Origin of the sequence: uncultured Thalassolituus sp. (assembly GCF_950066645.1) — a bacterium.
GTDB lineage: Bacteria > Pseudomonadota > Gammaproteobacteria > Pseudomonadales > Oceanobacteraceae > Thalassolituus.
This window is the reverse complement of the sequence record NZ_CATMFB010000003.1, coordinates 124,479-151,454: the sequence shown is the minus strand read 5'-3', so window position 1 is coordinate 151,454 and position 26,976 is coordinate 124,479. Positions and strand designations below refer to the sequence as shown.

Below are 26,976 nucleotides of genomic sequence, written 5' to 3'. Positions count from 1 at the left end.
ATTGGGCATTGAATTCATACTGAGCGGCAGTGATGCTGACGCAGATGGTATTGATGACGCTATAGATTTTGATATTCAAGGCGGCACCGATGATAACTCTGACGGTGTAAGTGACGAATATGGAATTATAGATACTGATTCTGACGGTATTCTCGATTTTATGGACAGAGATTCAGATTCAGACTGTATTCCTGATGTTATTGAAGGCGCGTCAGATCATGATTTTGATAACATCCCGACCTATCTGGATTCTGACAGTAATGGTGATGGCCTACTGGATACTTCCACTTCGGGATGTAGTTTTTCTGATCAGGATGGCGATCAGATTGATGAAGCATACGATGTTGATTCGGATGGTGACGGTATAGTTGATCCAGGTAAGGCCGGAAGTCTTGAGTCGGGTGTTATAGATAATGTTATTGTCGACACGGATACTAATCTTATTCCCGATCATTTACAGATCGATCTCGACGGAGATGGTATTCCTGCATTTATCGAGTCTCGTGCAAGCTTTTCAGACTTTGATAATGACGGTATTGATGACGAATTTGATACTGACCTTGTGAGCCAGAACGAAATAGATATACGATTAGATTTTGATAATGACGGCGTTATCAATGCGGAGGATAGCGATAGTGATAATGATGGAATCTCAGATGCAGATGAAGCCAATATCGATTTCCAGGATGCAGATTCAGACCAGTTGACCGACCAGTTTGATTCCGATCTGGACGGTGACGGCTCTGCCGACATTGGCAGAGCAGACACAGATAGCAATGGCGTTCTGGACGATTATTACGGTGTGGATAATGACCAGGATGGCTTACCCGACTTCCTTGACCGGGATTCTGACGGAGACCTGATCCCAGACGTGATTGAGACTGCCAGTGATTTCGATGGAGACGGAACCCCAAATTACCTGGATTTAGATTCAGATAACGACGGGGTTCGAGACGATCAGGAATACGGTCTTTCAAATGATGACTATGATTCCGACGGTATAGTTGATGAACTGGATTCCGACGCAGACGGAGGGGGGAGTGTCGATTTCGGTAGGCTCGATGCTAACAATGATGGCGTAGATGATAATTTCAATTTCGATACAAACAGCAGTGGATCCCTCGACTACCTCGAAGTTTTTATTCCAGAAGGCTATTCATATTACGGTGATGCTGATCAGGATGGCATCCTGAATAGTGAAGAGCTTGCTTTTATATTTACGGACGTTGATGGTGATGGCATCGACGATTCCATCGATGCAGACAAAGATGGTACTCCCGGAGTCGATGCTGGAAGCACCGATGAAGACGGCGATGGCATTGATGAGACGCTAGTTCTCGATACAGACTCCGATGGCATGCCTGATTCTCTGGATTCAGACTCTGACAATGATGGTATAGACGATTCAGTCGAGTATGGCATTGAGTTTAAAGACATGGATGAAGATGGTATCCCGGATGCCGTTGATTCAGATCTTGATGATGACGGTGTAAATGACGGTACTTACACTGATGATAATAACGACGGCGTTGCTGACGGTGTGAGTGCATTGGATAGTGATTCTGATGGTACTCCTGATTATCTTGATCCCGACTCCGATGATGATGGCCTTCCAGATGCTATCGAGGGGCAGGATGATACGGACGTTGATGACCTACCGAATTATCTTGATACAGACAGCGACAACGACGGTATTTCAGATACCGTCGAAGCTTCACTATTCAGAGAAGACTCTGATGGAGATGACATTGACGACTTCTTTGATGCCAGCCTGGATGGAGACACCTTCGCCGATGTAGGTCGCTCAGATGATGATGCTGATGGCGTGAATGACTCCAGTATTCTTCCTGATACTGATCAGGACGGTACACCTGATGTATCGGATATCGACAGTGACAACGACTACATTCCCGATGCGATCGAAGGGAATATGGATACTGATGAAGATGGCATCATAAATTCGCGGGATACCGATTCAGATGCCGATGGGCTATCAGATGCAGTCGAAAGTGGTGCCTTACGCCGTGACACAGATGAAGATGGTATCGATGATGCTTATGACTTGGACGCAGATGGTGGTGGCAGGTTGGATATCGGAAAAACGGATGTGGACGGATCAGGGTATTACGAAGAAGGCTTGCTCGATAATAACGCCAACGGTGTGTACGACTACCTTGAAGTCGCTGAGGGTGAAGTTACAACGCCTGCAGCGACAGACAGTGATTCAGACGGCATACCAGACAGCGTAGAGAGTAACTATACCGGCAATGATCGTGACGACGATGGCATCGACGATTTCATTGATGCTGATCAGGATGGCACCCCAGGCACCGATGAAGGAAGTACCGACCAAGACGGCGACGGTATAGACGAGACAAAAGTCCCGGATACAGACAAAGATGGCACGGCGAATTATCTGGATACAGACAGCGATAACGATGGTATCTCCGATCGCGAAGAATCTGGGATAACGGGCCGCGACTCTGACAATGACGGTATTGACGATTATTTCGATGCAAATGCCGATGGTGATACCCAAATTGACTCTGGCAAGTCAGATGAAAATGAAGACGGTCTTGATGACGGCGCCATTGGGATTGATAGCGACGCTGATGGCTTTCCGGATTACGTTGATCGTGATTCAGATGGCGATTTAGTCCCTGATTTTATCGAAGGAACGCAGGACAGCGATAGCGATGGTATTCCAGATTATCTTGATGACGACTCAGATAACGACGGCATATCAGACACAGAAGAGAGTGGCTTGGAAGAAGTCGATACCGATAGCGACCAAATCGTTGATGAACTCGATACCGATATTGACGGAGGCGGTGGTATCGATTCAGGTAAAGAGGATGCTGATAACAATGGCATCGTGGATGACTACTCCTTCGATAAGGATCGAAACGGCACCAGCGACTTAATTGAATTCCCAGCAGAAGCGGTGTCGCCATATGGCGATGCGGACCTCGATGGTATTTTGAATATTGTGGAATGTCCGTTACCTGATGGCCGGGAGCTGTCTGAATTTCCTGTAGAGTGCCCTAACACAGACGGTGATGAACCTTCTGACGATCTGGCGAATACAGGGGGGCTCGATATCTTCGATACAGACTCCGATGATGACGGTGTGCTGGATGCCCAAGAGCGTGGCAATAACTCAATGGTACCCGTAGATACCGACCGGGACGGAATCCCAGACTATCTGGACCTGGACAGCGATAATGACCGGCTGAGTGATTTTACTGAATCTCAGTCCGACGAGGGTGTGTCAGACATCGATTCAGACGGCATCCCTGATCGGGTAGATAACCTGTTTGGTGAAAACGACTCAGATCTTGTGCCGGATCAGATAGAGTGTCAGTTTTATCCACAATGCCCAGACACCGACGGAGATGGCTACCCAGACTACACAGATAATGACAGTGATGCCGATGGCCTACCTGATCGTCTTGAAACCTTTGCATTTAGTGATTCTGATGTTGATGGTATAGCCGATATCTTTGATGCAGACAAAGATGGTAACGGCTTGGTTGATGATGATGCTTCAGATGAGAATTCAGATGGTGTAAAGGATAGCTATCGTCTTGCTGACTTCGATCTGGATGGAATGCCTAACTATCGGGATACCGACTCCGATGGCGATGGCGAAAGTGACACAGACGAAAGTATTGCATTAGTTATTGATACCGACGAAGACGGCATTGATGATGCGTTCGACTCAGATGTGACTTCGGGGCCAGACAATGACTTCGACAGCATTGATGATGAAGTGTTGGTAGCCATAGGCCTGGATAGCGACGGCGATGGAATCCCCGACTATGCCGATACGGGTACTGATACCGATGGTGATGGCTACCCAGACACAGAAGAATGCACAGAATTCCCAGCGTGTTTAGAGTTTGATGACGACGGCGATGGTATTCCCGACTACCTGGACGGTGATGCCGAATACAACCTCGATAGTCAGCAGGGAGCAGGTGCAACGGGCTTGCTACTTATATGTCTCGGGGGACTGTTAGTTCTGCTAAGAAGCCGCGAGCAAAAAGTCGCAGCGCTTTTTTTATTTACGGTGAACGCATCAGCGATAGAGATAGGTGCTTCAGGTAATGTTCAGTCTTTGCCATACCTCGATAATGGTAATATTGAAACTGAACATCAGTGGCAATCAGGGTACGGTGTCTTTGTATCGGATGAGATGGCTAATAATCTCAACTGGTATCTGGGGGCAGTCCAACAAACACCGAAAACACAAGAGCTTGGTAATGGCGGAGATATTCTAATCAAATACCGCAGCATAAATTTGGGTATTGAATCGATTTTTTCATATGAGTTGCTGAATACCCGCCCCATCCTGCAATTGGGCGGTAGTTATCAGCGACTGCATGCTGAGGGCGACATTAATTATCAAGAAAGGGATTACTTTTCTGCTCAATTTGGAGTGGGCATTTTGACTCGCTGGAGCGAGAATACAGGAAGCAGACTATTGGTGATTTCTGATCCTAACATCGATCGCCCTCAGGTTGCCTTTTCACTTGCTTATCGGTTCGGCCAAACAATTCCCCAGCTTTTACAGAACACTAAGCAGCAATTGTTTAGCGAGGATAGATCGCGCACGTATGAGAAGGTCCAAAAAATTGAAGACGATAGTGCATTATGTGAGCTTCAGGAAGGGTATTCAGTAAATTCAGCACTTCGCTGGCAGGATGGCGTACTGACGAATCGGGCGAATGCTTATCTGGCGACATTGGCGGGGTTTCTACGACTACCTGAAAATCAGGGCCGACGAATTGAGGTGGAGGTCTATGATCGTAGCTCTGCAATTAACTCAATACAGATACTCGAGTATACGGAAGAAAAAGCTAAAGAAATCAAAGAGGTACTTGTAGGTGAGGGAGTATCGCCTTCTCGTATTATCTATCAGGGCTATGGAGTGGATTTAAACGCTGATCTTGCCCCAAGTCAGGAATTCCAGATAAAGCTTCTCGGCAGTGAAATCTGTCGTGATTAAACATATGACTCAATAAGTCCCTTTGGATACTATTGATAAAATTGACAGCCAGGGAGTGGCGATAGCGGCGCTCTTTGTCAAAGACAAGTACATGGAGTAGCGAATGAGCGCCACCTATCAAAAGACATCTTCTGCAACACAGTTCGAAGTTCAAGCTGCCGGTGAAAAGACATTGGCCACTGTCATTGGTGAAATAGTGTGGCTTTTCAGCCAGTCTGCTTCACACCGTCACCTGTCCATCGGTGACCTCGAATGGGCGGTGATGCCCCCAGTCCTGTTAGATCAATACAAAATCTTCAAATCAGAAGGCCAGGTCGTTGGGGTGGCTCTCTGGGCCTATCTTAGTGAAGAAGCAGAGAAAAAGTTAATGGCGACAAGCCGTTTGGCTCCGCAAGACTGGGGGAATGACGCAACCATCTCAATAGAAGATGGTATTACTCCGAATGAAGGTGGAAACCTTTGGTTAATTGAAGCCCTGGCACCGTTTGATAGTAAAGAGAATAATCACCAACAGCAGATGCTAGTAGACTTGCTAGAGCAGGATTTTTCCAATTCTAAGTTGAAAACAATTCAGATAAATCCGAAGACAGGTCAGAAAGAAGTTTTAGAAATTAAAGGAGCTACACATGTCGACTGACATTTCTGATAAGTATGCAACAACGTATGAGCCGGTCCAAGGGATGGATGTAGTGTATCGCCCTATTGCAGGTACGTTTTCTGTTGGTGATATGGTGCTGGAAACAGTCATTGCTTTTGATCAGAATGATTACAAATTCTATAAATTCCATGTTGATGGGAAAGTGATACCAGTTCACATTAAATATGAAAAGGCTACCAGGACATATACATTGGTTGACATCGAGTCTCCAATTTTTCGAGGTATTGCAGACGCAAGTGGCCCTATGGTACCTAAATATATTTATTTAAATAATGAAGACAAAAAGAACATGTTGCAACAGGTTTTGTTTGTTCTCGATATCTGGGTGAGGATATCAGAGAATAATCTAGTGAATAATATAGAATTATAAGATAAAGGGAATTTTCATGTCTTACGCGAATGCAGATGAAGCTTTTGACTATCTGAATGCTATTTCTGGTGGTCCATCAATAGAGCAAATAAAATTGGCAATCACTGAAATTGATTTGCCCTCGCCAGAGGCTGGTGTGCCAACAGTACTTTATTCGAAGGACTATAATGGGGTTAGTACAGGTGTTTATCTGGAATCATTACGCCAGCAAGCAGAACAATCTGGTGTGAAAATTCGTGTAATTGATGATACGCAAATCTTTGAATTTTTAAACAAATACGAAGCTGATATTAAGAAATGGACGAGGGATGACCTGGTCCGAATTGACCCAAATACAGGCAATGGCACCGATCAAGATTTATCATTGCCTAAAAATGCTGATCTGCTGGAAGAGGCAGTTAGAAATCAGATAGGTGGAGGATCAGATCAAAGTTACTGGGGGGTGGGCTCAGGGAAATTTGCTTCTGAAGCAGTTGGGGATGTGGTTACACTGACACCAAACGCTATAGCGACACCAGATAAGCCTGAAATACGGATATTTCAAGCGGTCGAACTTGGGGAGATAATAAATAATTCAAGTGCGACTAGTATTAACGGTATGCAGATTACACCGGAATTGAGAGCTAGGTATGCTGTAGATCCTGAGGCAGTTTTGAAAGAAGTTAATTTGGCTTCAAAAAATGGCCTTGATCGTGGATCGAGTATTGTAAACGGCCGAGTGGTCTATAACACCGATTTCTTTGAAGGCTATGGCCTGGCAGGTAGAAACTTAATAGGAGCAGTTTATTATACTGATGTGAATGGAGAGTCTCGTTGGGTTCTTTCACCAGATTGGTCGGCACAAATAAATAGGCTTGACAAAGCCAGTGGGATTTTTGGCGGTGTAAGCATAGCAATAACTGCAGCTTCCTTGAAAAAAATAATGGAAGATCAGTTGGGTCGAGAAGCTACTATTGAAGATGTAGCGACTGTAATGGCTGAGTTTGCTGGAGGGCTAAGCCGAGAAGAGATACAGGAAATCGTCCAGAGTGTTGCGACAGATCTTGCTATAGATGTCGCGATTAATTCTCTGCGTGGCCCACTGGTGATAGTTACCACCGGCTATAATTTATATCAGAATTACGACGGACTTACAGGCGCTATGGCGCTTGCAGGTCAAGCGTATCCGGACAACGAAAATCTAAGAAGAGCAAACGAAAGCATACAAAGTTTAGAAGAGTATCTTGACGATAAAATGGTCTCATCGGAAGACGCTCCTGGTGCTGGTGACTCTTTTGTTTTAAAAGCAGATCTTGGTAATTTTCATACCGATGACGTAGTGGAGCGTTCTCAGTCAGCCTACGCTCTAGGCGGAAAGGTAATTCTGTCGGTTGAATCTTCAGGTGGTAGAACGCAGTATTCGGACTACTACGATATAAGCGGAAGTTTTAATCCTAGTGATTCACTAACTATAGATCCAAATGGGGATATCACCGCAGAAGGTGGGATGCTTAGTTTTAGTGAGGACGGGCTTGACTATCAGTATACTGTTGGTTATGAGGATTCAATTGCTGTTACTACTTTAATTGCTTACGACAGCGAGACAGGCGAGAAGGTTTACAGCAGTGTTAGGGCATTTTCCATTGAGATAGATGCGGAAACAGGTGCTTTAACTTCAACGTTGAATGTCGAAAGAACTCAATATATAGATCCTGTTGGTGGGTTTGTAGAGTTAAATTCCTCTTTATCTCAAGACGCGATATACAAAATTGCGAGTTCCAGAGAATATTCTGGTGTTACATCAGCAGACATGGTGTATGTCGATCCAAATTCAAATTCAGGGGTAGTCTCAGTTTTTTATAGAGACGAAAACGGAGATCTGAAGTCAAGAGTTGAATATTTTGAGGATAGAACTCAGACCGAGCTTGATTTAACTAACCTCGCTACTCAAGAAGCGATACTGTCGGGTAATCTCACGCAGTTTGGCGAGTTGGCATTGAGTGATGAAGGTCTGTCTGAGGCATTTCCTGAGCTCGCTGACTTAGACACCTCCTATACACTTTCTTTTTCCGTTATCGATGGTCGAATGGCTGTCGTGAGTGAAGACATTGCGGGTAATGTTCTTGGTAGTACTCAAATTATTAATGGTCAGAAAATTCAGAGATTTTATACTGAGCCTGCACCTAGAGATAGTGACGGTAATATACAGTCAGCTATATTTATCGAAAAGAATCAAGAAACAGGCAGGGTCGATGTAAAAAGAAGAATCGTCAACGATGATGGAGAGGTCGTTGAGAGAAGTGTCGGCGATATAGGTCGGGCTTTTGGATCTGGGCTCGGTCAGATAATGGGCCTCAACTACGGTTGGAACAATGCAGGAACAAAATTAGCGACTGGTATATTTTCGGTCATTGGAGCTTCACTCGAACAGACAGTCGTAGCAACCTCTAACTACACTACATTAGAAACTGCCCGAGAATCAGCATTTGAGAGCTTCTGGTCTGATCTTGGAGGGACGGCAATAGCTACGATAAAAGGTAGCGCAAGCTCAATGCTAATGACCAGGTTGATTTACCATGCCGGATTGAGTGACGACCCCAGAACAGCAGAAATTCTATCTACAGCGGCTGGTCCATATGTCGGTGCACTTGTTGATGCTACCTTTGCTGGCCTGACACCCGGAGGTGCCAGTTTCGGTGAGACACTAGAAGCTGGTACTGCTGAAGGAGCGATCAACTGGACCAGTATTGTCGCAACTTATGCTGGAAAGAAGCTTGCAGATAAAATATATGCGCCCCAGACGCGTGAAGGTGCAATTCTAAGCAGTGTTGGAGCCTCAGTCGGTGCCTATGTCGCGACAGCTGCTTTGTTGGGACCTGTTGGGATTGGAGGAGCGATCTTATTTGCGGCGGCCGGAGCTTTGCTTGGCTCTAAACTGGGTGATTTATTCGGGCAGCCCCCGAAGGCTGGTGCAGACCTTATATTTGATAGCGAAAGTGGCGAATTTTATATTACTAATGCTAGCTCCAAAGGTGGAGCACAGCGCTCCACTGCTATTGGTTTCGCGGAGAGTGCACAAGGTATTCTTGAGAACATTATAGGGCAGACAGGTGGTAAAATTGTAAATGACGGAGAAGTTTTTGCTGGGCGCTGGGGTTTATATAAAGATAGATTAACCTTTTCGGCTGGTAAGAGAGTGAAGTTTAGTGATGCTGAAAGGATGTTTGACTATGGTATCGCGCATGTACTTCCTGCTCTGGAAATCGCAGGCGGTGATATATACGTTAAGAGGGCTCTATATAACGCGATCAAAGAATATATGGGTGCTGACAGCGTATCGGATTTTGTAGGGTTGAGTGCTAAAGATGTGTATACGCGTTATGGGTCCAACATATATGAGGCATCCTCAGATGGGCTAATGACTACGATAAACGGCCAAATTACCCTAGCTACCGATTATAGTGCATATAAAGAATCATCCGGAATTATAGATGCATTAATGACTTTACTTCCCGATAGTGGGGCTTCGGGAGCTTGGCATACGATCCATCAGAACGCTGCAGATGCAGGCCTACTTAAACGCTCGGCAAGTGACTCATTCGGTGGTTGGCGGTATAAGTTCGAACAAGAACTTGCATCTCTGTCTGATTCAATACTAGGTTCTGAGAGTAATGAACCGGCATTTTATAGTTCTGCAGAATTTAGCTATTTTAATCGTGCCCGAAATATTTCTGTAGAAAAAGCTGATGGTTCAGAGACTTCACTCATCGATGGAGTGGACTATTTTAATAAAGGAATAATCCAAGGCTCGCAGTTATCCGACATCGCAGGGAGTATTGCTGAATCCGATAAGGCTTCATATTTGATCAATGGTAGTAATCAAGCAGATACGATTACTAGTGGTGATTTAGGTAATGATATTTTCGGTCTGGGCGGAAACGACACGATCACGGGTGGCCGGTTAGATGACTGGATTGATGGCGGTGCTGATAACGATACACTTCGTGCTGGCGGTGGCAACAATAACGTTCTGATTGGAGGCAGTGGCAACGACGAACTCCATGGTGCAGAAGGCTCTGATTGGCTTATCGGTGGTGCTGATCAAGATGATATCTGGGGTAATGGCGGTGATGATATCATTGAAGGCGGAGCTGGTGACGGAGATGTTCTTAATGGGGGGCGCGGTAATGATGTGTATATTTTCCGTCGCGGTTCTGGCGAAGATATTATTCATGACTCAGATACAATTGCAGAGCAAAAAACTGCATATCAGCAGAAGCTAGATGAGTATCAGGCAGCACTCGACGCGGGTGAAAACCCTGAAAGACCTGTAGCCAATTTCAAAGCTGAATCTAATATCATTGAATTTGAGTCTGGTATTACGCTAGACCATATACGTATTGAATATAACGATAATACTGATCAGTTATCGATAGTACTGCTTAATTCTGAAACGGATGAAGATACCAATGATAGAATTATTATTGATAAATGGATTGCTGAAAATCCGATAGAGATACTTCGTTTTACCGATGGCGTGTCTATCAATATTTCCGGTATTGAAAGCTTTATTACTGGTACTCAGGGTGATGACCGGCCCCTTAATGGCACATCGGGGCGTGATTTTATCCATGGATTATCGGGTAATGACATTATCAATGCGCTAGGGGATAACGACTTTGCTATCGGTGGCCGTGATGACGACGAAGTTCATGGTGATGATGGTGATGACTATGTGTTGGGTAGCCAGGGCAGCGACGATCTCTATGGTGAAGCAGGGAACGATACGCTGCTTGGTGGCTCTGGAGATGATGAACTGTTCGGAGGCTCTGGGAACGACACCATGTTCGGTGACTCGGGTAACGATACGATCGTAGCGGGTAGCGGTGATGATACCGTTGTGTTTGGTCGAGGTGATGGCAAAGATACATTGCACGACGCGAATACCTCGGGCGGCGATAGCGGCTCAGACACGATCGAATTCCGCCGTGGCTTGAACATTCTGGATGTTCGAATCAACAAAGATGGTAATGACCTTCAATTCGGTATTGAGCCAGCGGATAACGACAATATTGCATTCGCAGACTTTGAAGATTCACTGACTCTTCGTAATTGGTTTAGCGGCAATAAGATTTTTGAAACTGTGCGCTTCTACGGTTCATCTGCTGACTTGAGTATCGATATCGAAGCTATTAATAGTTGGATTGGTGATGAAGTAGGTACAGCAGATGGTGAGGAGGGTGACAATGTAAGCTCATCATCAGGCCGCGACTGGATCACGACAGGATTCGGCAATGACATCATTAACAATGTTCGCGGCAATGATATCGTTCATGGTGGAGCTGGTGAGGACTTAGTCAAAGTCTCACAAGTTGGCAATTTACTGCTGGGTGGTAAAGGGACTGATTTCGATGTGTTGTCATATGAGTCACTAGGACAGGGCGTCTATTCAGATTTATCCAGAGGTTTCTCGGTTAATAAGTCGGTATACGACAACGGAGATCTTCTGAATCCCGATTCTTCCTATGAAGTCGATACCGTTATCAACTTCGAGGGCCTTACCGGTTCTGGTCACAACGATATCCTGATCGGCGACCGTGGAGAGAACATCCTTCACGGTAATGGGGGTAATGATTACCTTACTGGTGGATTTGGTGATGATACTTATGTTTTCAATCGTGGTGACGGTTCCGTCGTCTTTGAAGAGTTTAACGATGACTTGGGTCTTGGAGATAGGCCACCAGAATTTGGTTTGAATGATGCTGTCGATACTGGTGCTGATAGGATTCTCTTTGATGCGAGTATTGGTCAGGAGGACCTCATATTCCAACGTTCCACATCCAATGATGCTCTCGATCTCATAATTCAGGTCTATGGTACTGATGATCAGATTGTATTGAAGAATTGGTTCCTCGATGACTCACGTAGAATTGAGTTCCTGAGCTTTAATGACAACTCAGAAATCGATATCACTAAAATTTCCTTCGATGACGATCGTTTACACTTGGCCAATTGGATCACTGGTACTGCATCTAATGATGTAATTCGTGGTTTCGGTGGCAACGACCTTCTGAGTGGGCAAGATGGTAACGACACACTTGAGGGCGGTGACGGAGACGACATTCTTTATGGCGGTGTGGGTGCTGATGAACTCATAGGCGGTGCAGGTCACCTTGACGCTGCGTATTATGATGACTCGTCTGCCGGTATTAAAATCTCATTAGATAATGCTTTTGCTTCTGAGGGCGGTACAGCTACTGGCGATACTTTCTCCGGTATCGAGGCGGTTGTCGGTTCTTTGCACAACGATGAAATTCGCGGTGATGCATATAACAACACAATAAACGGTCATGAGGGTGATGATGATCTTTATGGTGGTGATGGTGCAGATACACTTCAGGGCGGCAAAGGCGATGATAATATCTATGGCGAAAGAGGCACCGACACATTAACCGGGCATCAAGGCAGTGACACTATCTATGGTGGTAGTGGTGCAGATGAAATCTCCGGGGGAGATGATAACGATTATCTTTACGGTGGCGATCATAACGACTACATCATCGGTGATGATGGTGATGACTTTATCGATGGTGGTTCTCGTGATGACCTGCTGTTAGGTGCCAAGGGGAACGATACTATTCATGGTGGCTCTGGTGCTGACGACATTCGTGGCGGTCTCGACAGCGATACACTTTACGGTGGCTCTGATGATGACAAACTCTTCGGTGAAGATGGAGTAGATACGCTCTACGGCGAGGATGGCAATGACTATCTGTCGGGTGGAGACGAAATCGACGAAGACGGTAATCACCTTACGGGAGACACGCTCTACGGAGGCTCAGGTTCGGATGTAATTCAGGGCGGAGCCGGGCATGATGAGCTATATGGAGAATCGGGAGGCGATACGCTTTCTGGTGGATCCGGAGATGATCTACTCGTGGGCGGTGCTGGTAAAGATATTCTCATGGGCGATGCCGGTAATGATCGCCTGGAGGGCGGTGCGGATACGGATGTGTACATCTTTGCTGGAGAGTTCGGCCAGGATACCGTGTATGAGGCACCGGACAGAAACGCCGCAGATGAACTTGTATTCTCCGGTTACGAACTAAGCGACCTTTGGTTTGAAAGGGATGGCAGTGATCTTGTGATCTCTGTTATCGGCACCGATAACTCTGTTCGTATTGAAAACTACAATCGCTTCAATGTTAATTCTGATGCTGCATCTGCTGCTATTGAGCAGCTCCAGGAAATTTTTGATAGCTTGACACCAGTTGAGTCATTAACGGTTGATACGCAGCGGCTGGACGCAAATGCCCTTGAGACCGTTATTGATGTGATGGCTGAACTTGATCGACCTGAAAGTTCAGAAGCGGTACAACAGGAAGTGTTCGATGCACTGGAGCAGTATTCAGAAGAAACTTCTCTGCAAGAGTCCATTGAGTACGCACCAAAGCTCACCGGCGAGGTCCTCACGCTGAATGAGGATGAGAGCTTCACTGGTACTTTCAGTGCTACAGATGCGAATCCAAATGAGACGCTGACTTATCGTGTTATAGAGAACTCACCATTTGGTTCTCTCGATCTGAACGAGCAGACGGGCGAGTATACCTACACACCAGCAGAAGATTTTTCGGGTAATGATGTATTCAGAATTCAGGTTGAGGATTCCACCGGCCTGACATCCACTGCAGTAATGCGTTTCAGGGTTCTGCCAAGTGATGATGAAGGCTCGTTCGTTCCTTATATCAATCTGGTAACAGCAGAGGGCTCTGCCGTAGAAGGTGATTTAGGCTTCTCAGATCCGGATAACATCCTGGGAGGGTATGAAATTGAGGCCAGTTCCTCATTGGGTAATTTCGATTTTTCTTTCGATGAGTCAGGTAAGTTCACCTTTACGCCCGGGCCCCACCTTAATGGTACAGAGGAAATTACCCTCAGATTTACTGATAAGAGTGGCCGTGAGTACACCACGCTAGTCGACCTCACGGTAACGCCAGTCAACGATATCCCGGTGTCCGATGAACTTATTGAAATAAACACCTATGAGGATGCTCCTACCGATATAGTAGGCCAGATCGGTGTGGTTGATCTGGATCCAGAGGATACTTTCACATACGAGGTAATTCAGGAGGCTACAGGTACCTTAACCGTTGATGCTGACGGCTATATTCACTACACGCCAGCATTGAACTACAACGGCCAGGAGGAATTTCTTGTGCGTGTTTATGATTCTTCCGGTGATGAAAATTCTTATTCCGATACTCGTATTCTGGTTAATGTCGAAGCAGTCAATGATACGCCGGTAACACCAGATGCGTTGGTACTGGAGACATCAGAAGACACTGCGATTGCGGGAGAGGTGGTTGCCTCGGATGTCGATGGAGATATCCTGACGTACTATCTTGATCCGGATAATTTACCACAGCACGGCTCACTTCAATTTACTGATGGTGGTAAATTTGAATATACGCCGGGTACGGACTTCAATGGTAACGATGTCTTTGTCGTCCTCGTGGATGATGGAAAAGGTGAGGAAAATAGTATTTCGGCAACGCAGGTCGCTATCACGGTAGACCCTGTTAATGATGCACCTGTGTTGAGTCAAACTGAGTACACCCTGAGCATTAAAGAGAATATTGATCCTCCGCAGGTTCTTGCGGCCGTGGGTGTTACTAATGCTGCAAATACCAATACCTTTATCGATGCGACAGACGTTGAAAACTCGCCACTAACATTCTCATTGACCGATGCTGATGATACGGATGGTGTGAATGCCCTTGATTACTTCGAGTTGGTTGATGGCAAGTTACAGACAAGAGCAGAGTTTGACTTTGAAAATAATGCGGACATCCCGAATGAATTCAATCTGAATATTACGGTAACCGATGCTGATGGAGCGCAAGATACGTCCTCCGTCACTATTTCTGTGGATGACGCGAATGAAAGACCGACAGGTATCTATTTCGAAAAACCTACTGAGGATTATTATCCTACCTTTGGAGAAGAAACCCCAATAGGCCTTCTTCCTGATGGCGAACCAGCACATGTTGTTGCTCAATTCCGAGCGAATGACCCAGATATCTCAGACGCATTGTATTATTCATTAGATGCTGCTGAGTCTGACCCAGCATTTTCTATTACACAGGACGGTCGTTTGTATATGACCGAATCCTTTGATTTCAGTTCTGCGTTTGTTAACCCCAGTGTCAGGGTGCTAGTTCAGGATCGCCCATTTGGTGACCCTGACGCTTTGATGTGGGGTGATGAGTTCGAAATTGTTTCAAATGCCATCGACCATGCCCCAACGGATGCCAGTTGGTCTGGTGGGGGAAATCCAAACATACTAGAAACAGCGGGAGTTAACACAGTCGTCGGTACTGTAGAAGTTGAAGACACTGATGATACCGCAGATAACCCTGATTTCAGGAACTATGTGTTTGATCTGGAAGAGGGAAATGCGACAGGGCGATTTACTATCGATCAATATACTGGTGTCGTTAGGGTAGCTCAAGGAGCTGACCTTGAAGTAGGTGGAGAAGGTGGTTCTTATACTATCAACGTGACAGTCAGCGATGAAGACAACCCCAGCTCGTATATCGTTAAAGAGCTGACTATTGATGTGGATAATGTCAATAAAGCTCCGGTCAATATTGATGATGACTCCGCAGCTATTAATGAATACTCGGCTTGGCGCCCAAGTGACGGAGGACCTTCAAACGGTGCTGCAAACAACCAGCTTATTACCAGTAATATCCAGTCTCTCTTCCGTGATCCTGATGGTGATGCTTTAAGTTTAAGTATCGTTTCTGGTAACTCTGACAATGCATTTAAGCTGGTTGAAGAGAGTGGTATTTGGAAACTAAGAGTCAATAATGCTTATAGGTTGAACCGTGAATGGTATAGCAAAAGAACTTTGTCCATCTCGGCAATGGATACAGAAGGAAATGTATCGGCGGAGAACGCTAAATTTGAGGTGACGTTATCTGAGATTGTTGAGAATCAAAAAATTATTGAGTGGAATAAAAATAACTTAGTTACTGTTTCGGATAGAAAGTACAGTTACGCATATAATAATTTGGCTAGTGGTTATAGTGTTGTAGATACAGATGAAATTAGATTGTACAGCAGCCATTTTAATAAGCATCGATATGTTTATGAGCAATCAATAAGGCGTGGTAATACTGAGGTTGCATATAGAGAGATAAATGACGTTTCGACACCTAGGTCTGGTTATGAAGAACGGTATCAGTATGTAAATGCAGAAATTCAAGATTTGGCATATAGCTATTTTGCTGAGAATGCTTACGTTCAACAAGAAAATTCAGCTTACGAAATGGTTGGTGATGATGTTGCGCGTCTGTCATCTTCACAGAGTATTTGGAGAGACTGGAATAAAGTCGCATACCCTGTTGCAATCGATCTGGGTTCAGACGGCCTTGAATTCGTAGATAACATTCTCTTTGATTACGATGGCGATGGCGTCAGGGAAATATCCTCTGGCTTGTCCGGCGACGATGGCTGGTTAGTACTGGATCGCAATGGCAATGAGAATATTGATGATATCTATGAAATGTCCTTCGTATACGATCTTGCCGGTGCCACTACTGACATGGAAGGTTTGGTTGTATATGACAGCGACGCAGATGGGCAGTTAACTGCAAGTGATGATCGCTTTGGCGAATTCCAGATCTGGCGAGATCTTAATCAGAATGGTGTTAGTGAAAGTGATGAGCTATTCAGCCTTGGCGAAATAGGTATTGAGTCTATTCGTTTACAGCCTCTCGACCCTTATGATCAGGCTTCAGGAGCCCAGGGAATTGAGATTGTTAACACCAGTGACGCAATAACTACTACTGGCGACTCTCTACTAGTTGGCGATATACAGCTATCATTCGACGAATATGACCTGAACAATCCTGAACACCACGCCTTAATTGTGGGCACCGAAGGTGACGACTCTATCAGCGGGCTGCTAAGTGCAGACCGTATCGACGCTCTGGCAGGCAACGACAAAGTATTTTCCGGTGAGAGCAATGACGTAATAGATCTTGGCGACGGTGACGACCTGGCCTTTGCTGGCGAAGGTGATGATATCGTTAAAGGTGGCTTGGGGCAGGATGAAGTTTACGGTGATGTTGGCAGTGATCAACTGTTCGGTGATGCTGGTGATGATCACCTGTTCGGCGGTGCTGATAACGACTTATTAGTGGGGGGAGACGGTGCTGACACTCTGAGAGGCGGCGAAGGCAGTGATGAACTGATCGGTGGCTCGGGTGACGATATCCTAGTTGGTGAGGGTGGCGATGATACACTGGTTGGCGGTACGGGTAATGACCGTATTCTTGGTGGAGCAGGCCGTAACCTGCTGGCTTTCACGCTAGGTGATGGTTTAGATACCGTTTCTGCCGCTGACGAGGGTTCGTACGAACTCTATCTGTTTGGTATTGCTCCAGAAGACGTTGAAATTGAACAACAAGCCAGAGGAATGCTATTTAGGTTTAACGATGCAGACAGTATTTTCTTTGAAGTAACTGACGTGTTACCCCTGCAAGCAGTAATTTTTGATGACGGTACGGTATGGGATCAACAATTACTGGCTAATGAAATAGACCGTCAGTTGCTTGGTGGAATTGTTGGTACGATTAGCGATGATCATATCAGTGGCACAGCCGGGGCGGACAGTATTGAAGCCTACGCAGGTAATGATACGGTTAATGCTGGTGCTGGAGATGATGAAGTTTATGGTCAACAAGGAAATGACCAGTTGTTTGGCGAGCTCGGTGATGATGTGCTTGATGGTGGACAGGGGAATGATGAACTTTCAGGTGGGGAAGGGAGTGATGACCTTTACGGCCAAGCGGGCGCAGACACCCTGCATGGCGATGCCGGTGACGATACCCTATACGGCGGGCACGACAACGATACTATGTACGGCGATGAAGGTGCCGATACCTTGTACGGTGGTGAAGGAGATGACAGCCTGAGCGGTGGTGAAGGTGATGACATTCTGACTGGTGATGGCGGTGCGGATACCCTATTGGGGGGCGCCGGATTGGATCAGCTGTATGGAAATGAAGGCGACGACAACCTCGACGGTGGTGAGGATGACGACTATCTCCAGGGAGATGAAGGTAACGATACCCTGAATGGTAATTGGGGCAACGATATCATCAACGCCGGCAGTGGTGACGATACATTGATCGGTGCGGCCGGTGATGATGTACTTATTGCTGATGAAGGTGACGACACGCTGATGGGCGGTGATGGTACCGATAGTTTGTTCGGCGATCGTGGTAACGACTACTTATCGGGCGGCGAAGGTACCGATAACCTCTTTGGCGGTGACGGCAATGATCTTTATATCGTGGATAATGAAGAAGACATTATCGAAGAGCGCGAAAATGAAGGTATTGATACCGTTCAATCCTCTGTGAATTGGACACTTTCCGATCATGTTGAGAATGTAGTACTTCTCGCCGATGCTCTTGAAGCAACGGGTAACGAGCTGGATAACCGTCTCACCGGTAATGATCAGAATAACATTCTCGATGGTGCTGCAGGCGTAGATACAATGAACGGCGGCCTTGGGGATGACACTTATATCGTTGATGATGCTGAAGATATAACCACTGAGCTGGAGGCTGAGGGCAATGACTCGGTACTTGCATCTGTTGATTATTCACTTGCCGAGTTCCTCGAGAATCTTGAATTAACGGGCACAGCTTTATCAGCGGTTGGCAATGCTCTCGGTAATACACTTAAAGGCAATGATCAGAGTAATACCCTCGAAGGTTTAGAGGGTGACGATATTCTTATCGGTGGTCTTGGGGATGATTACATTGACGGTGGTTACGGCAACGACCGTATTGTATTTAATATGGGTGATGGTCACGATTTCATTAAAAAAGCCGTTGGCTCCTATGCAGTAACGCTTGTCGGAATCTCTTCAGATACCTTGAGATTTGATGTGTCAGAAAATGGTGTGCTTAAGCTTGATCTGGGTGAAAGTGGAAGTCTCACATTCGAAGGATTTGACTTGCAGGACTCGGAGGATACTTTGCCGCTGTCTGAGATTCGTTTTGAGAATGGAGATGACGTCGAGATTCTGACGCGAGACCAAATTTCATATCAGCTTGAAGCTACTATTGCTTCGCATGTTGGCGAAGCTGGCGATGACTATATTTGTGGTACATCTGGCTCAGATCGAATCCACGCGATGGCAGGTGATGATTACGTTCTTGGTTATGCCGGTGACGATACCCTGTTAGGTGGTAGTGGAGATGATTCACTGTATGGTGGCGCTGATAATGACACCCTGCTCGGCGGGGAAGGAAACGATTACCTGAAAGGTGGCAGTGGGAATGATGTCCATGACGGTGGAGTCGGTAATGATGAGCTAGAGGGCTCGTATGGCGATGACATTTATCGTTTCTCGCTGGGAGATGGAGATGACACCATCTACGACATTAGCGGCTTGTCAACGATTCAGTTTGGTGAGGGGATTTCACCTGAATCACTCAAATTGATTAAGGACGGTTACCACCTGATACTTGAGTATGGGCGTTCTGACTCGGTGGCGATCAAGTATGCTTACGAGTATGAACTGGGTGAACCTGTTATTAGCGCAGATTTTGTCGTTGAGTTCTCAGACGGTACAGCCTTAACTATGCGCGAATTGCGCGCTGATAAGGTTGTATACAGTTACGGTGATTCAGGCATAGACACGCTAGTTGGTGACGTGGCTGCAGATTACATTGACGGTAGCAGCGGCGCGGACAACCTTTATGGTAATTCTGGTGATGACGTGTTGATCGGTGGTGATGGTTACGATGACCTCTTCGGAGAATCTGGCAACGATACATTGATCGGTGGTACCGGAAATGATGATCTGTCAGGTGGAGATGGCGACGATATCTTGCATGGAGATGATGGCAACGATGACCTCTATGCAGGGGCGGGCGACGACACTCTGTATGGAGGGGAGGGTGATGACAATCTGGATGGAAATTCTGGAAATGACACGCTCATGGGCGATGCCGGCGATGATAATATCGATGGATACTCCGGAAACGATATCTTGCTGGGAGGTGCGGGCAATGACGATATCGAAGGTGGTGATGGTGATGACACCTTAAGTGGCGGATCCGGGCACGACATTCTCGATGGCGGTGATGGTAATGATACTTACCTATTCGGTCGTGGTGATGACAGCACTCTGATTAAAAATCATAGTTACGACACAGGGTACGATGTTGTTGAGGTCAGTGATGGGATCAGCATCAATGAGCTGTTCTTTGAGCGAGACTGGTACGACCTGACGATTACAGCAATGGATGGTGGTGAGATTCTTGAAGTCGATAGTTGGTTTGTCAGCGATAGTTATAAAGTTGATGCAATCAACGTCGGTGGATATGAACTGAACGCAGAAGTTATTCAGATGCTGGTTCAGGCTCATTCGGCACTTGGAAGTTCAGCTTCTGCAAGTGATCGCTCGTCACTGGCCGCTCAAAATGAGAATAACCTCAATACCTGGATGGCCGTTGGCTAATTCGGGAACTTATTCTCGACTATACAGAAGCCCCGCATCGCGGGGCTTTTGTTCATTCAAAACTTCATAAACCCCCTCTATACTCATAGCTGTACTTTCTGAACAGGCATCCCATGAACTGGAATCGCGACACGCTTATTGAGGAGTTAGGTGAGTTTGACTGGTCTTTACCAGAGGCGGAGCCTGGTCCGCAGCTGAAAGGATATAGCCAGCATTACCGCCTTAACTTTGATGAATCTGCTGACGCGTTGAGTCATCAGGCCGGTAAGCTGAAGATCGCAGATTATGAAATCGCGCTACAGCGCTGGATGTGTCCGGGTGCGGTGGGGACGGCGGTTCTGGTGCACGGCTATTATGATCACCTCGGTCTCTATGGTTCGCTGATCGATTTCTGCCTGCGCCAGAAGTTGAATGTCGTGGCGTTTGATCTGCCGGGGCATGGCTTGTCGAGCGGTGAGCAGGCCAGCATTACCGATTTCCAGGAATACGATGCGGTCTTCAGTGGCCTGATGCAGCAAGTGACTGAGCACATGCCCGGGCCGCTGGTCGCATTTGGTCAGAGCACGGGCGGCGCTATTCTGGTGAATTATCTGCTGAAACGTGGATTTAAAAAGGCTCAGAACCCATTTGCTGACGTAATACTGCTTGCTCCGCTGGTCCGTCCAGTCGGTTGGCTGAAGGGCGCAGTAATGCATCCGGTCGCGAGTATGTTCGTGAAGCAGATGAAGCGTAATCATGGTAACTCTTCATCGGATGAAGACTTTCTGGATTTCGTCCGTACCCAGGACCCCTTGCAGTCTGTTTATCTGAGTGTGCAGTGGGTGGGGGCGATGTTGCGGTGGATACGCTTTATTGAGGCTCAGCCGGCGCTCGACCTCCCGGTGTATATCGTCCAGGGGGATCAGGATGGTACGGTCGACTGGCAGCACAATATGAAAGTGCTTGAAGAAAAATTTCCTCAGCGCGAATTATTTATTCTGGAAGATGGTCGTCACCATCTGGTGAATGAATCGCTCGACAAACGGGCGGATATGTATGCGCATATTGCCGGGCGTCTTAACAGCACTCTGGCGCCAGAACTTACGCCAGCTCCATAATGTAGTCCCACTCTTCTGCGGTCACTGGTTGTACTGACAGGCGGCCGCGATTAAGTAATAACATATCTTTAAGTGCGTCATGCTGGCGCAGCTCTTTCAGAGTGATGACCCGCTTAAGTGCACATTTCGCGACAACTTCAATAGTTATCCATCTGGGCTTGTCTGCAGACGACTTAGGGTCGTAGTATTCTGATTCAGGATCCAGGGAACTTGGGTCTGTCAGTCCTGTCTGAGCAACGCGGCAAATACCTGCGATGCCAGGCTCTTTGCAGCTGGAATGGTAGAAAAAGGCAAGATCACCCACTGAAATATCGTCACGCATGATATTTCGTGCTTGATAATTGCGCACGCCATCCCATACTGTGCGCCCTTCGGGTGCGTGCTCCAGGTCGGTATACGAAAATGTGTCCGGCTCGGATTTAAGTAACCAGTATTTCATAATTAAGTATCAGGCTTGGCCTATTGGTTGCTTGCTTGAGTGCAAAACAGATTACTGAAAAACAATAACAAATGTTCCGGCTAATCACAGCCGGAGCAGATAATTGCTACATTGGGATTTGCAGGACAATGAGAAAGCCGGATATTTTGCTGTTTCTCACTTTACTCGTGGTGCTGGGCTCTGCCGTTACCAAACTGGCCGCCGATGAGCGCCGGGAACCTACGGTACTGGCCTCAGAGACCAGTATCCGCTGACAGAGGCCTGGCCTCCTGATCGGTGACTATCAGTTGCAGCGGTATATCCCAGGATTCCGCTGGCAATAGTCTGACCTCCTGAAACGCGTATGCACAACCTGCCAGGCGGGGTTTCTGCCCCTGATGGTGGGTGAATGCCAGTGTGCGGTCGTAAAAGCCGCCGCCCATACCAAGACGATTACCACGTGAATCGAAAGCAACCAGTGGCAGACAGATCAGGCTGAGAAAACGCGCTGACACCTGTTTTCCGCGACGGAAGTCGGGTTCGCTGATCCCGAATCGGTTATTACGCATTGGGGTATTCCGCGCGTAGCGGATAAACACCAGCTCACCTTTACGCAGTGGATGCAGCACGGGCAGGAAGGCCTGTTTTCCCCGTTTCCACAGATCCTGAATTGCCCACTGTGGGTCAATCTCTCCATCATTACTCAGGTAGAGTGCAACACGATGGGAGTACAGGTATTCAGGACGGGCGGTTAACTGTTTCAGTAGCCGGCGTCCGGCGATGTTTCGTTCTGAAGGGGTGAGGTCGCGGCGCTTCTGACGGATCAGTCTGCGCAACTCTTTCTTGTTCACGGAAGGAAAGCTCCCTGGTGTACCGTATGTCGGATAAAGCCCTTGAACCCTGTGGTTCAAGGTGGAAGGTCCGGTCATTGAATCAGGCTTTCCGGTCATGCCGGACATGCTCACAACAACGAGAGAAACCCTCCAAGGTTTTAAGCATCGGCTCGAGGTCTTTACCGACTGGTACTCCAAGGAGCCAGTTCAGTATAGCAAAGCCATGGGTGTGGATGTCACGTGTTGTTTTGTGAAATCTGTCAGAGTTCGAGCTGAGAGTCTTCTGCCAGCAGCGCATCAATACGGTCACTGATGCGTTGAATGCCACCATTGACGTCTGCTTCTCGGTGTTCCGCATCAAGCAGTTGGTGCGTGATGTTCAGTGCAGCAATCACAGCAATGCGGTCAGTGCCCAGTACTTTCCCGGCTTTTGAGCCGGCGTCGCGGATTTCTTCCATTTTTTCATTCAGAAAGCGTGCTGCTTCGCGCAGATCGGCTTCGGCACCCTGTGGGCAGTTCACCCGGTATTCGCGATCGAGAATGGTCAATGCCAGTGTTTTTGAGCTGTTAGCCACTGTTACGCTCCAGAGTTTGCAGGCGGGTAATCATTTCATTGACCTTTCGGCGGGCAATTTCGTTTTGTTGAATCAGTTTTGCCCGCTCAGCCTGCCAGGAGGCCTCGGCAGCGCGCATGGTTTTATTCTGTTCGCGCAGGTCTTCATGAATATCGAGTAGTTTCTCGATTTTGCGCATCAGAGTTTGTAGTTCGGCCTCGTGCATTGCGATCCGTCACCTTATTCAGAACAGTGCTTAATATAAGAGGCCGCCGCCAGTCGGGTCAATGGAGACAGGCGACGCTGTTCCTATGTTGGCTTGAGCTTCAGTGTTGAGGTACGTGAAGTGCTGAGGTGGTAGAATCACCTTAATAGTTCACAGCGAGGCCAATATGACGATCGAATATCCTGCGCTTGCAGACCTCTGGGATGAATCCGGATGTTACCAGACGCCTTCAGCCCTGCACGGCTGGCTCAGTGGTTATCTTGCCAGTGGTGGCCGACTGACAGGAGATGCCTGGCAGCAGGAGGCGATGGACTATCTGGAGATTGATGAGCTCAGTGATGCACTTAAGGGTGTGCTGGCAGGCTTGTACACGGCTGTACTGAAGCAGATGCAGGCAGAAGACATGAGCTTCACTCTGTTGCTGCCTGATGATGAAGAAGCTGATATCGATGAACAGGTGGATTGTCTGGCGCAGTGGAGCAAAGGATTTCTTGATGGTCTGGGCGCTTCCGGCAAAATCTCCGGTCGTCCGGATGCTGATGTGCTGGAAGTTCTGCAGGATCTGGATGCCTTCTCTCAGGCGCAGATCGACGATGTGAACGACCCGGAAAACACTCAGCTGTATCTCGAACTGGCGGAACATGCCCGTGTTGCTGCCCTGACAGTCTTTTATGCTTTTAATCAGCCTGCGCCAAAAGCGCCGGAAACTCTGCACTGAGGTGAAATATGCTGCGTCTGGATTCTGCTGAGTACGCTAAGCGTCGTCGTTCGCTGATGGACCTGATGAGTCCGAACAGCATTGCCATCATCCCGTCTGCGCCGGTCACAGTGCGCAATCGCGACGTGGAGCACCCTTTCCGCCAGGACAGCGATTTTTATTATCTGAGCGGCTTTGCTGAAGAGCACTCAGTCGTGGTGCTGATTCCGGGCCGTGATCACGGCGAGTACGTACTCTTCTGTCAGGAAAAAATTAAAGAACAGGAAATCTGGACCGGCCGTCGCGTCGGGCCAGAGGCCGCCCCTGAGGTGCTCGGCTGCGATGATGCCTTCCCGATTTCTGATATTGACGACATCCTGCCCGGGCTTATTGAGGGTAAGGATCGTATATACGCCAGTCTGGGTGTCAGCCCTGAGTTCGACCGTCAGCTGATGCAGTGGGTTAATCACATTAAAACTCAGGTGCGTAACGGCGCGACGCCACCCCATGAATTCAGTGCGCTGGATCATTTGCTGCACGAGCTGCGTCTGATTAAATCGCCGGCAGAAGTCGAAGTGATGCAGGCGGCCGCCGATATCAGTGCCGAAGCGCACACCCGGGCGATGCAGGTGGTGCGTCCGGGAATGAAGGAATACCAGCTTGAAGCCGAGCTGATGCATATATTCATGGCGGCGGGCAGCCGCTGGCCAGCGTACCCGTCGATTGTCGGTGCCGGCGATAATGCCTGTATTCTGCATTACACCCGCAATGACGACACCATCAGCGACGGTGACCTTATTCTGATTGATGCGGGCTGTGAGCTGGATTATTACGCCTCTGATATTACCCGCACTTTCCCGGCGAATGGGGTTTTCAGTGACGCGCAGCGCAAAATGTATCAGCTTGTTCTGGATGCTCAGTACGCGGCCATTGAGGCGGTGAAGCCGGGCAACCACTGGAATCAGCCGCATGAGGCTGCGGTTCGTGTCCTGACGGAAGGGTTGGTGAAATATGGCCTGCTTCAGGGCGACGTTGACGAGCTGATTGAAGCGCTCGCATACCGCCAGTTTTATATGCATAAAACCGGACACTGGCTCGGCATGGATGTACATGATGTGGGTGAATACCGCATTGATGGTCAGTGGCGGGTACTGGAGCCGGGGATGGTGATGACCGTCGAACCTGGCCTGTATATCGCGCCGGATGATGAGTCGGTGGAACCACAGTGGCGTGGTATCGGCATCCGGATTGAAGATGACGTCGTAGTAACTGAAGGCGGCTGCCACGTGCTGACCAGTGCGGTGGTCAAAGAGGTTGCCGATATCGAAGCCCTGATGAGTGCCTGAGTACGCATGACTGATACCCACCTGAATGCTGATATCACCATACTTGGTGCCGGAATGGCCGGTGCCAGCATGGTTCACCTGCTTGAACCTGCGCGCCAGGCCGGTCTGACGGTTGCTCTTATTGATCGTCAGCCTTTGGTCTGGAATGACGCGACGGACAGGCCCCCGAGCTTTGACGGCAGAGCAACGGCGTTATCCTGGGGAACCCGTCAGATTCTCGAAGCGCTCGACCTGTGGCAGCACATCAGCCCGTGGGCCTGTGCGATTGATCATATTCAGGTGAGTGATGAAGGGCGCTTCGGGCAGACTCAGCTACATGCCAGCGAGCAGGGTACCGACGCGCTCGGTTATATCATTGAAAACCATCGCCTTGGTCACGGGTTGTTGAACGGCCTGGACGAGGCTCGTGGGTTGTTGTCACTGGCGCCGGCCGAAGTCACTCAGGTAACAATGAACGCCGATGGTGCCGGGCTGCAGCTCAGCGACGGACGTACTCTGCAGACTGGTTTGCTGGTTATGGCGGATGGTGGGCGATCGCCTCTTATGCCTCAGCTGGGGATTGTCCAGCAGCGACGCCCCTACGGGACGCAGGCTCTGGTCACTCAGGTGCGTTGTGATCAGCCGCATGAGCATTGGGCCTTTGAGCGCTTCAGTGAAGACGGTCCTATCGCGTTTCTGCCACTTCACAGTCATGACTATGCAGTGGTCTGGACGCTCAGCGACGACGAAATGGCAGATGCTCTGGCTCAGGACGATGCCACGCTGATCGCGCGTCTGCAGGAGCGTATCGGCTATCGCGTCGGGCGTATCACTGACATCGGAGAGCGCCTTACTTATCCGCTGGCGCTGGTAAAAGCGAACGAGCAGGTCCGCCGTTCGCTCGTTCTGCTGGGAAATGCCGCACACAGCCTGCACCCGGTCGCCGGACAAGGGTTCAACCTGACTCTGCGTGACGCTGCCGTGCTGTCTGAGCACCTTAACCGCGCGGTCCGGGAAGGTCGTCAGGTGGGCGACCTGCGGGTGCTGATGGGATATCTCGAACAACAGAAGACTGACCAGCGCAATACGATTCTGGCCAGCGACTTGTTACCGCGCCTGTTTGGCAGTCGCGCACCGGGCGTGGCGATTCTGCGGGATGCCGGTCTTCTGGGCATGTCGGCGGCGCCGGTTGCCCGTCGTTTATTTGCACGCCATGCGATGGGCCTGGGCCACACCGCAGCCAAACTGGGATAAAACGCC

General features: G+C 48.1%; 13 protein-coding genes and 1 other RNA gene. 9 read left to right on the top strand and 5 right to left on the bottom strand.

Annotation, left to right across the window (positions count from 1 at the left end; genetic code table 11):
• Window position 1: 1 nt before the first annotated feature.
• From Q1L85_RS04155 to Q1L85_RS04135, 5 genes are all read left to right on the top strand, one after another.
• Entirely contained in the window at window positions 2–5,011 is a 5,010-nt protein-coding gene (locus Q1L85_RS04155) for a hypothetical protein (protein WP_300432366.1), read from the top strand.
• Window positions 5,012–5,114: 103 nt separating this feature from the next.
• Entirely contained in the window at window positions 5,115–5,648 is a 534-nt protein-coding gene (locus Q1L85_RS04150) for a toxin-activating lysine-acyltransferase (RefSeq protein WP_300432364.1), read from the top strand.
• Window positions 5,638–6,039, top strand: coding sequence for a hypothetical protein (locus Q1L85_RS04145; protein ID WP_300432362.1), 402 nt, complete (start codon window positions 5,638–5,640; stop codon window positions 6,037–6,039). Before Q1L85_RS04150 ends, Q1L85_RS04145 begins: the two co-directional genes overlap by 11 nt.
• Before the next feature lie 16 nt (window positions 6,040–6,055).
• Complete coding sequence (locus Q1L85_RS04140; RefSeq protein WP_300432360.1) at window positions 6,056–20,566, top strand: tandem-95 repeat protein; 14,511 nt, start codon at window positions 6,056–6,058, stop codon at window positions 20,564–20,566.
• Window positions 20,567–20,679: 113 nt separating this feature from the next.
• On the top strand, window positions 20,680–21,663 hold the full coding sequence (locus Q1L85_RS04135; RefSeq protein WP_300432358.1) for an alpha/beta hydrolase: 984 nt from the start codon (window positions 20,680–20,682) through the stop codon (window positions 21,661–21,663).
• On the opposite strand, the gene Q1L85_RS04130 is transcribed toward Q1L85_RS04135, so the two are convergent.
• Entirely contained in the window at window positions 21,647–22,102 is a 456-nt protein-coding gene (locus Q1L85_RS04130) for an EVE domain-containing protein (protein ID WP_300432356.1), read from the bottom strand. The two genes, Q1L85_RS04135 and Q1L85_RS04130, sit on opposite strands and share 17 nt — an antisense overlap.
• A gap of 128 nt (window positions 22,103–22,230) precedes the next feature.
• On the opposite strand from Q1L85_RS04130, the gene Q1L85_RS04125 reads away from it, so the two are divergent.
• On the top strand, window positions 22,231–22,356 hold the full coding sequence (locus Q1L85_RS04125; protein WP_300432353.1) for a hypothetical protein: 126 nt from the start codon (window positions 22,231–22,233) through the stop codon (window positions 22,354–22,356).
• Here the strand turns inward: Q1L85_RS04125 and Q1L85_RS04120 are convergent.
• The 4 genes from Q1L85_RS04120 to Q1L85_RS04105 all read right to left on the bottom strand — a co-directional run bounded on the left by Q1L85_RS04120 (window position 22,336) and on the right by Q1L85_RS04105 (window position 23,694).
• Window positions 22,336–22,932 (bottom strand): 5-formyltetrahydrofolate cyclo-ligase, encoded by a 597-nt coding sequence (locus tag Q1L85_RS04120; RefSeq protein ID WP_300432351.1) that lies wholly within the window; start codon window positions 22,930–22,932, stop codon window positions 22,336–22,338. The two genes, Q1L85_RS04125 and Q1L85_RS04120, sit on opposite strands and share 21 nt — an antisense overlap.
• Window positions 22,933–22,938: 6 nt before the next feature.
• A non-coding RNA gene (gene ssrS, locus Q1L85_RS04115) (6S RNA) lies at window positions 22,939–23,119 on the bottom strand.
• 55 nt (window positions 23,120–23,174) lie between these two features.
• The gene (locus tag Q1L85_RS04110) at window positions 23,175–23,489 is read right to left on the bottom strand and encodes a cell division protein ZapA (RefSeq protein WP_300432349.1); all 315 of its coding nucleotides are present in this window, start codon (window positions 23,487–23,489) and stop codon (window positions 23,175–23,177) included.
• Window positions 23,482–23,694 carry a TIGR02449 family protein gene (locus tag Q1L85_RS04105; RefSeq protein ID WP_300432347.1) on the bottom strand — a complete coding sequence of 71 codons (213 nt, stop codon included), beginning with the start codon at window positions 23,692–23,694 and terminating at the stop codon, window positions 23,482–23,484. Before Q1L85_RS04105 ends, Q1L85_RS04110 begins: the two co-directional genes overlap by 8 nt.
• Window positions 23,695–23,860: 166 nt before the next feature.
• Between Q1L85_RS04105 and Q1L85_RS04100 the strand changes: the two genes are divergently transcribed.
• From Q1L85_RS04100 to ubiH, 3 genes are read left to right on the top strand one after another with little or no spacing between them, the layout of a single operon-like run.
• The gene (locus Q1L85_RS04100; protein WP_300432345.1) at window positions 23,861–24,412 is read left to right on the top strand and encodes a UPF0149 family protein; all 552 of its coding nucleotides are present in this window, start codon (window positions 23,861–23,863) and stop codon (window positions 24,410–24,412) included.
• 8 nt (window positions 24,413–24,420) lie between these two features.
• Complete coding sequence (gene pepP, locus Q1L85_RS04095) at window positions 24,421–25,737, top strand: Xaa-Pro aminopeptidase (RefSeq protein ID WP_300432343.1); 1,317 nt, start codon at window positions 24,421–24,423, stop codon at window positions 25,735–25,737.
• 6 nt (window positions 25,738–25,743) lie between these two features.
• Complete coding sequence (gene ubiH / locus Q1L85_RS04090; RefSeq protein ID WP_300432341.1) at window positions 25,744–26,970, top strand: 2-octaprenyl-6-methoxyphenyl hydroxylase; 1,227 nt, start codon at window positions 25,744–25,746, stop codon at window positions 26,968–26,970.
• The last annotated feature ends 6 nt before the right edge of the window (window positions 26,971–26,976 follow it).

Coding starts and splice junctions, on each gene's coding strand:
- Q1L85_RS04145 (WP_300432362.1), top strand. CDS start 5,638: ATGTCGACTGACATTTCTGATAAGTATGCAACAACGTATGAGCCGGTC.
- Q1L85_RS04100 (WP_300432345.1), top strand. CDS start 23,861: ATGACGATCGAATATCCTGCGCTTGCAGACCTCTGGGATGAATCCGGA.
- Q1L85_RS04135 (WP_300432358.1), top strand. CDS start 20,680: ATGAACTGGAATCGCGACACGCTTATTGAGGAGTTAGGTGAGTTTGAC.
- Q1L85_RS04130 (WP_300432356.1), bottom strand. CDS start 22,102: ATGAAATACTGGTTACTTAAATCCGAGCCGGACACATTTTCGTATACC.
- pepP (WP_300432343.1), top strand. CDS start 24,421: ATGCTGCGTCTGGATTCTGCTGAGTACGCTAAGCGTCGTCGTTCGCTG.
- Q1L85_RS04105 (WP_300432347.1), bottom strand. CDS start 23,694: ATGCACGAGGCCGAACTACAAACTCTGATGCGCAAAATCGAGAAACTA.
- Q1L85_RS04125 (WP_300432353.1), top strand. CDS start 22,231: ATGAGAAAGCCGGATATTTTGCTGTTTCTCACTTTACTCGTGGTGCTG.
- Q1L85_RS04150 (WP_300432364.1), top strand. CDS start 5,115: ATGAGCGCCACCTATCAAAAGACATCTTCTGCAACACAGTTCGAAGTT.
- Q1L85_RS04140 (WP_300432360.1), top strand. CDS start 6,056: ATGTCTTACGCGAATGCAGATGAAGCTTTTGACTATCTGAATGCTATT.
- ubiH (WP_300432341.1), top strand. CDS start 25,744: ATGACTGATACCCACCTGAATGCTGATATCACCATACTTGGTGCCGGA.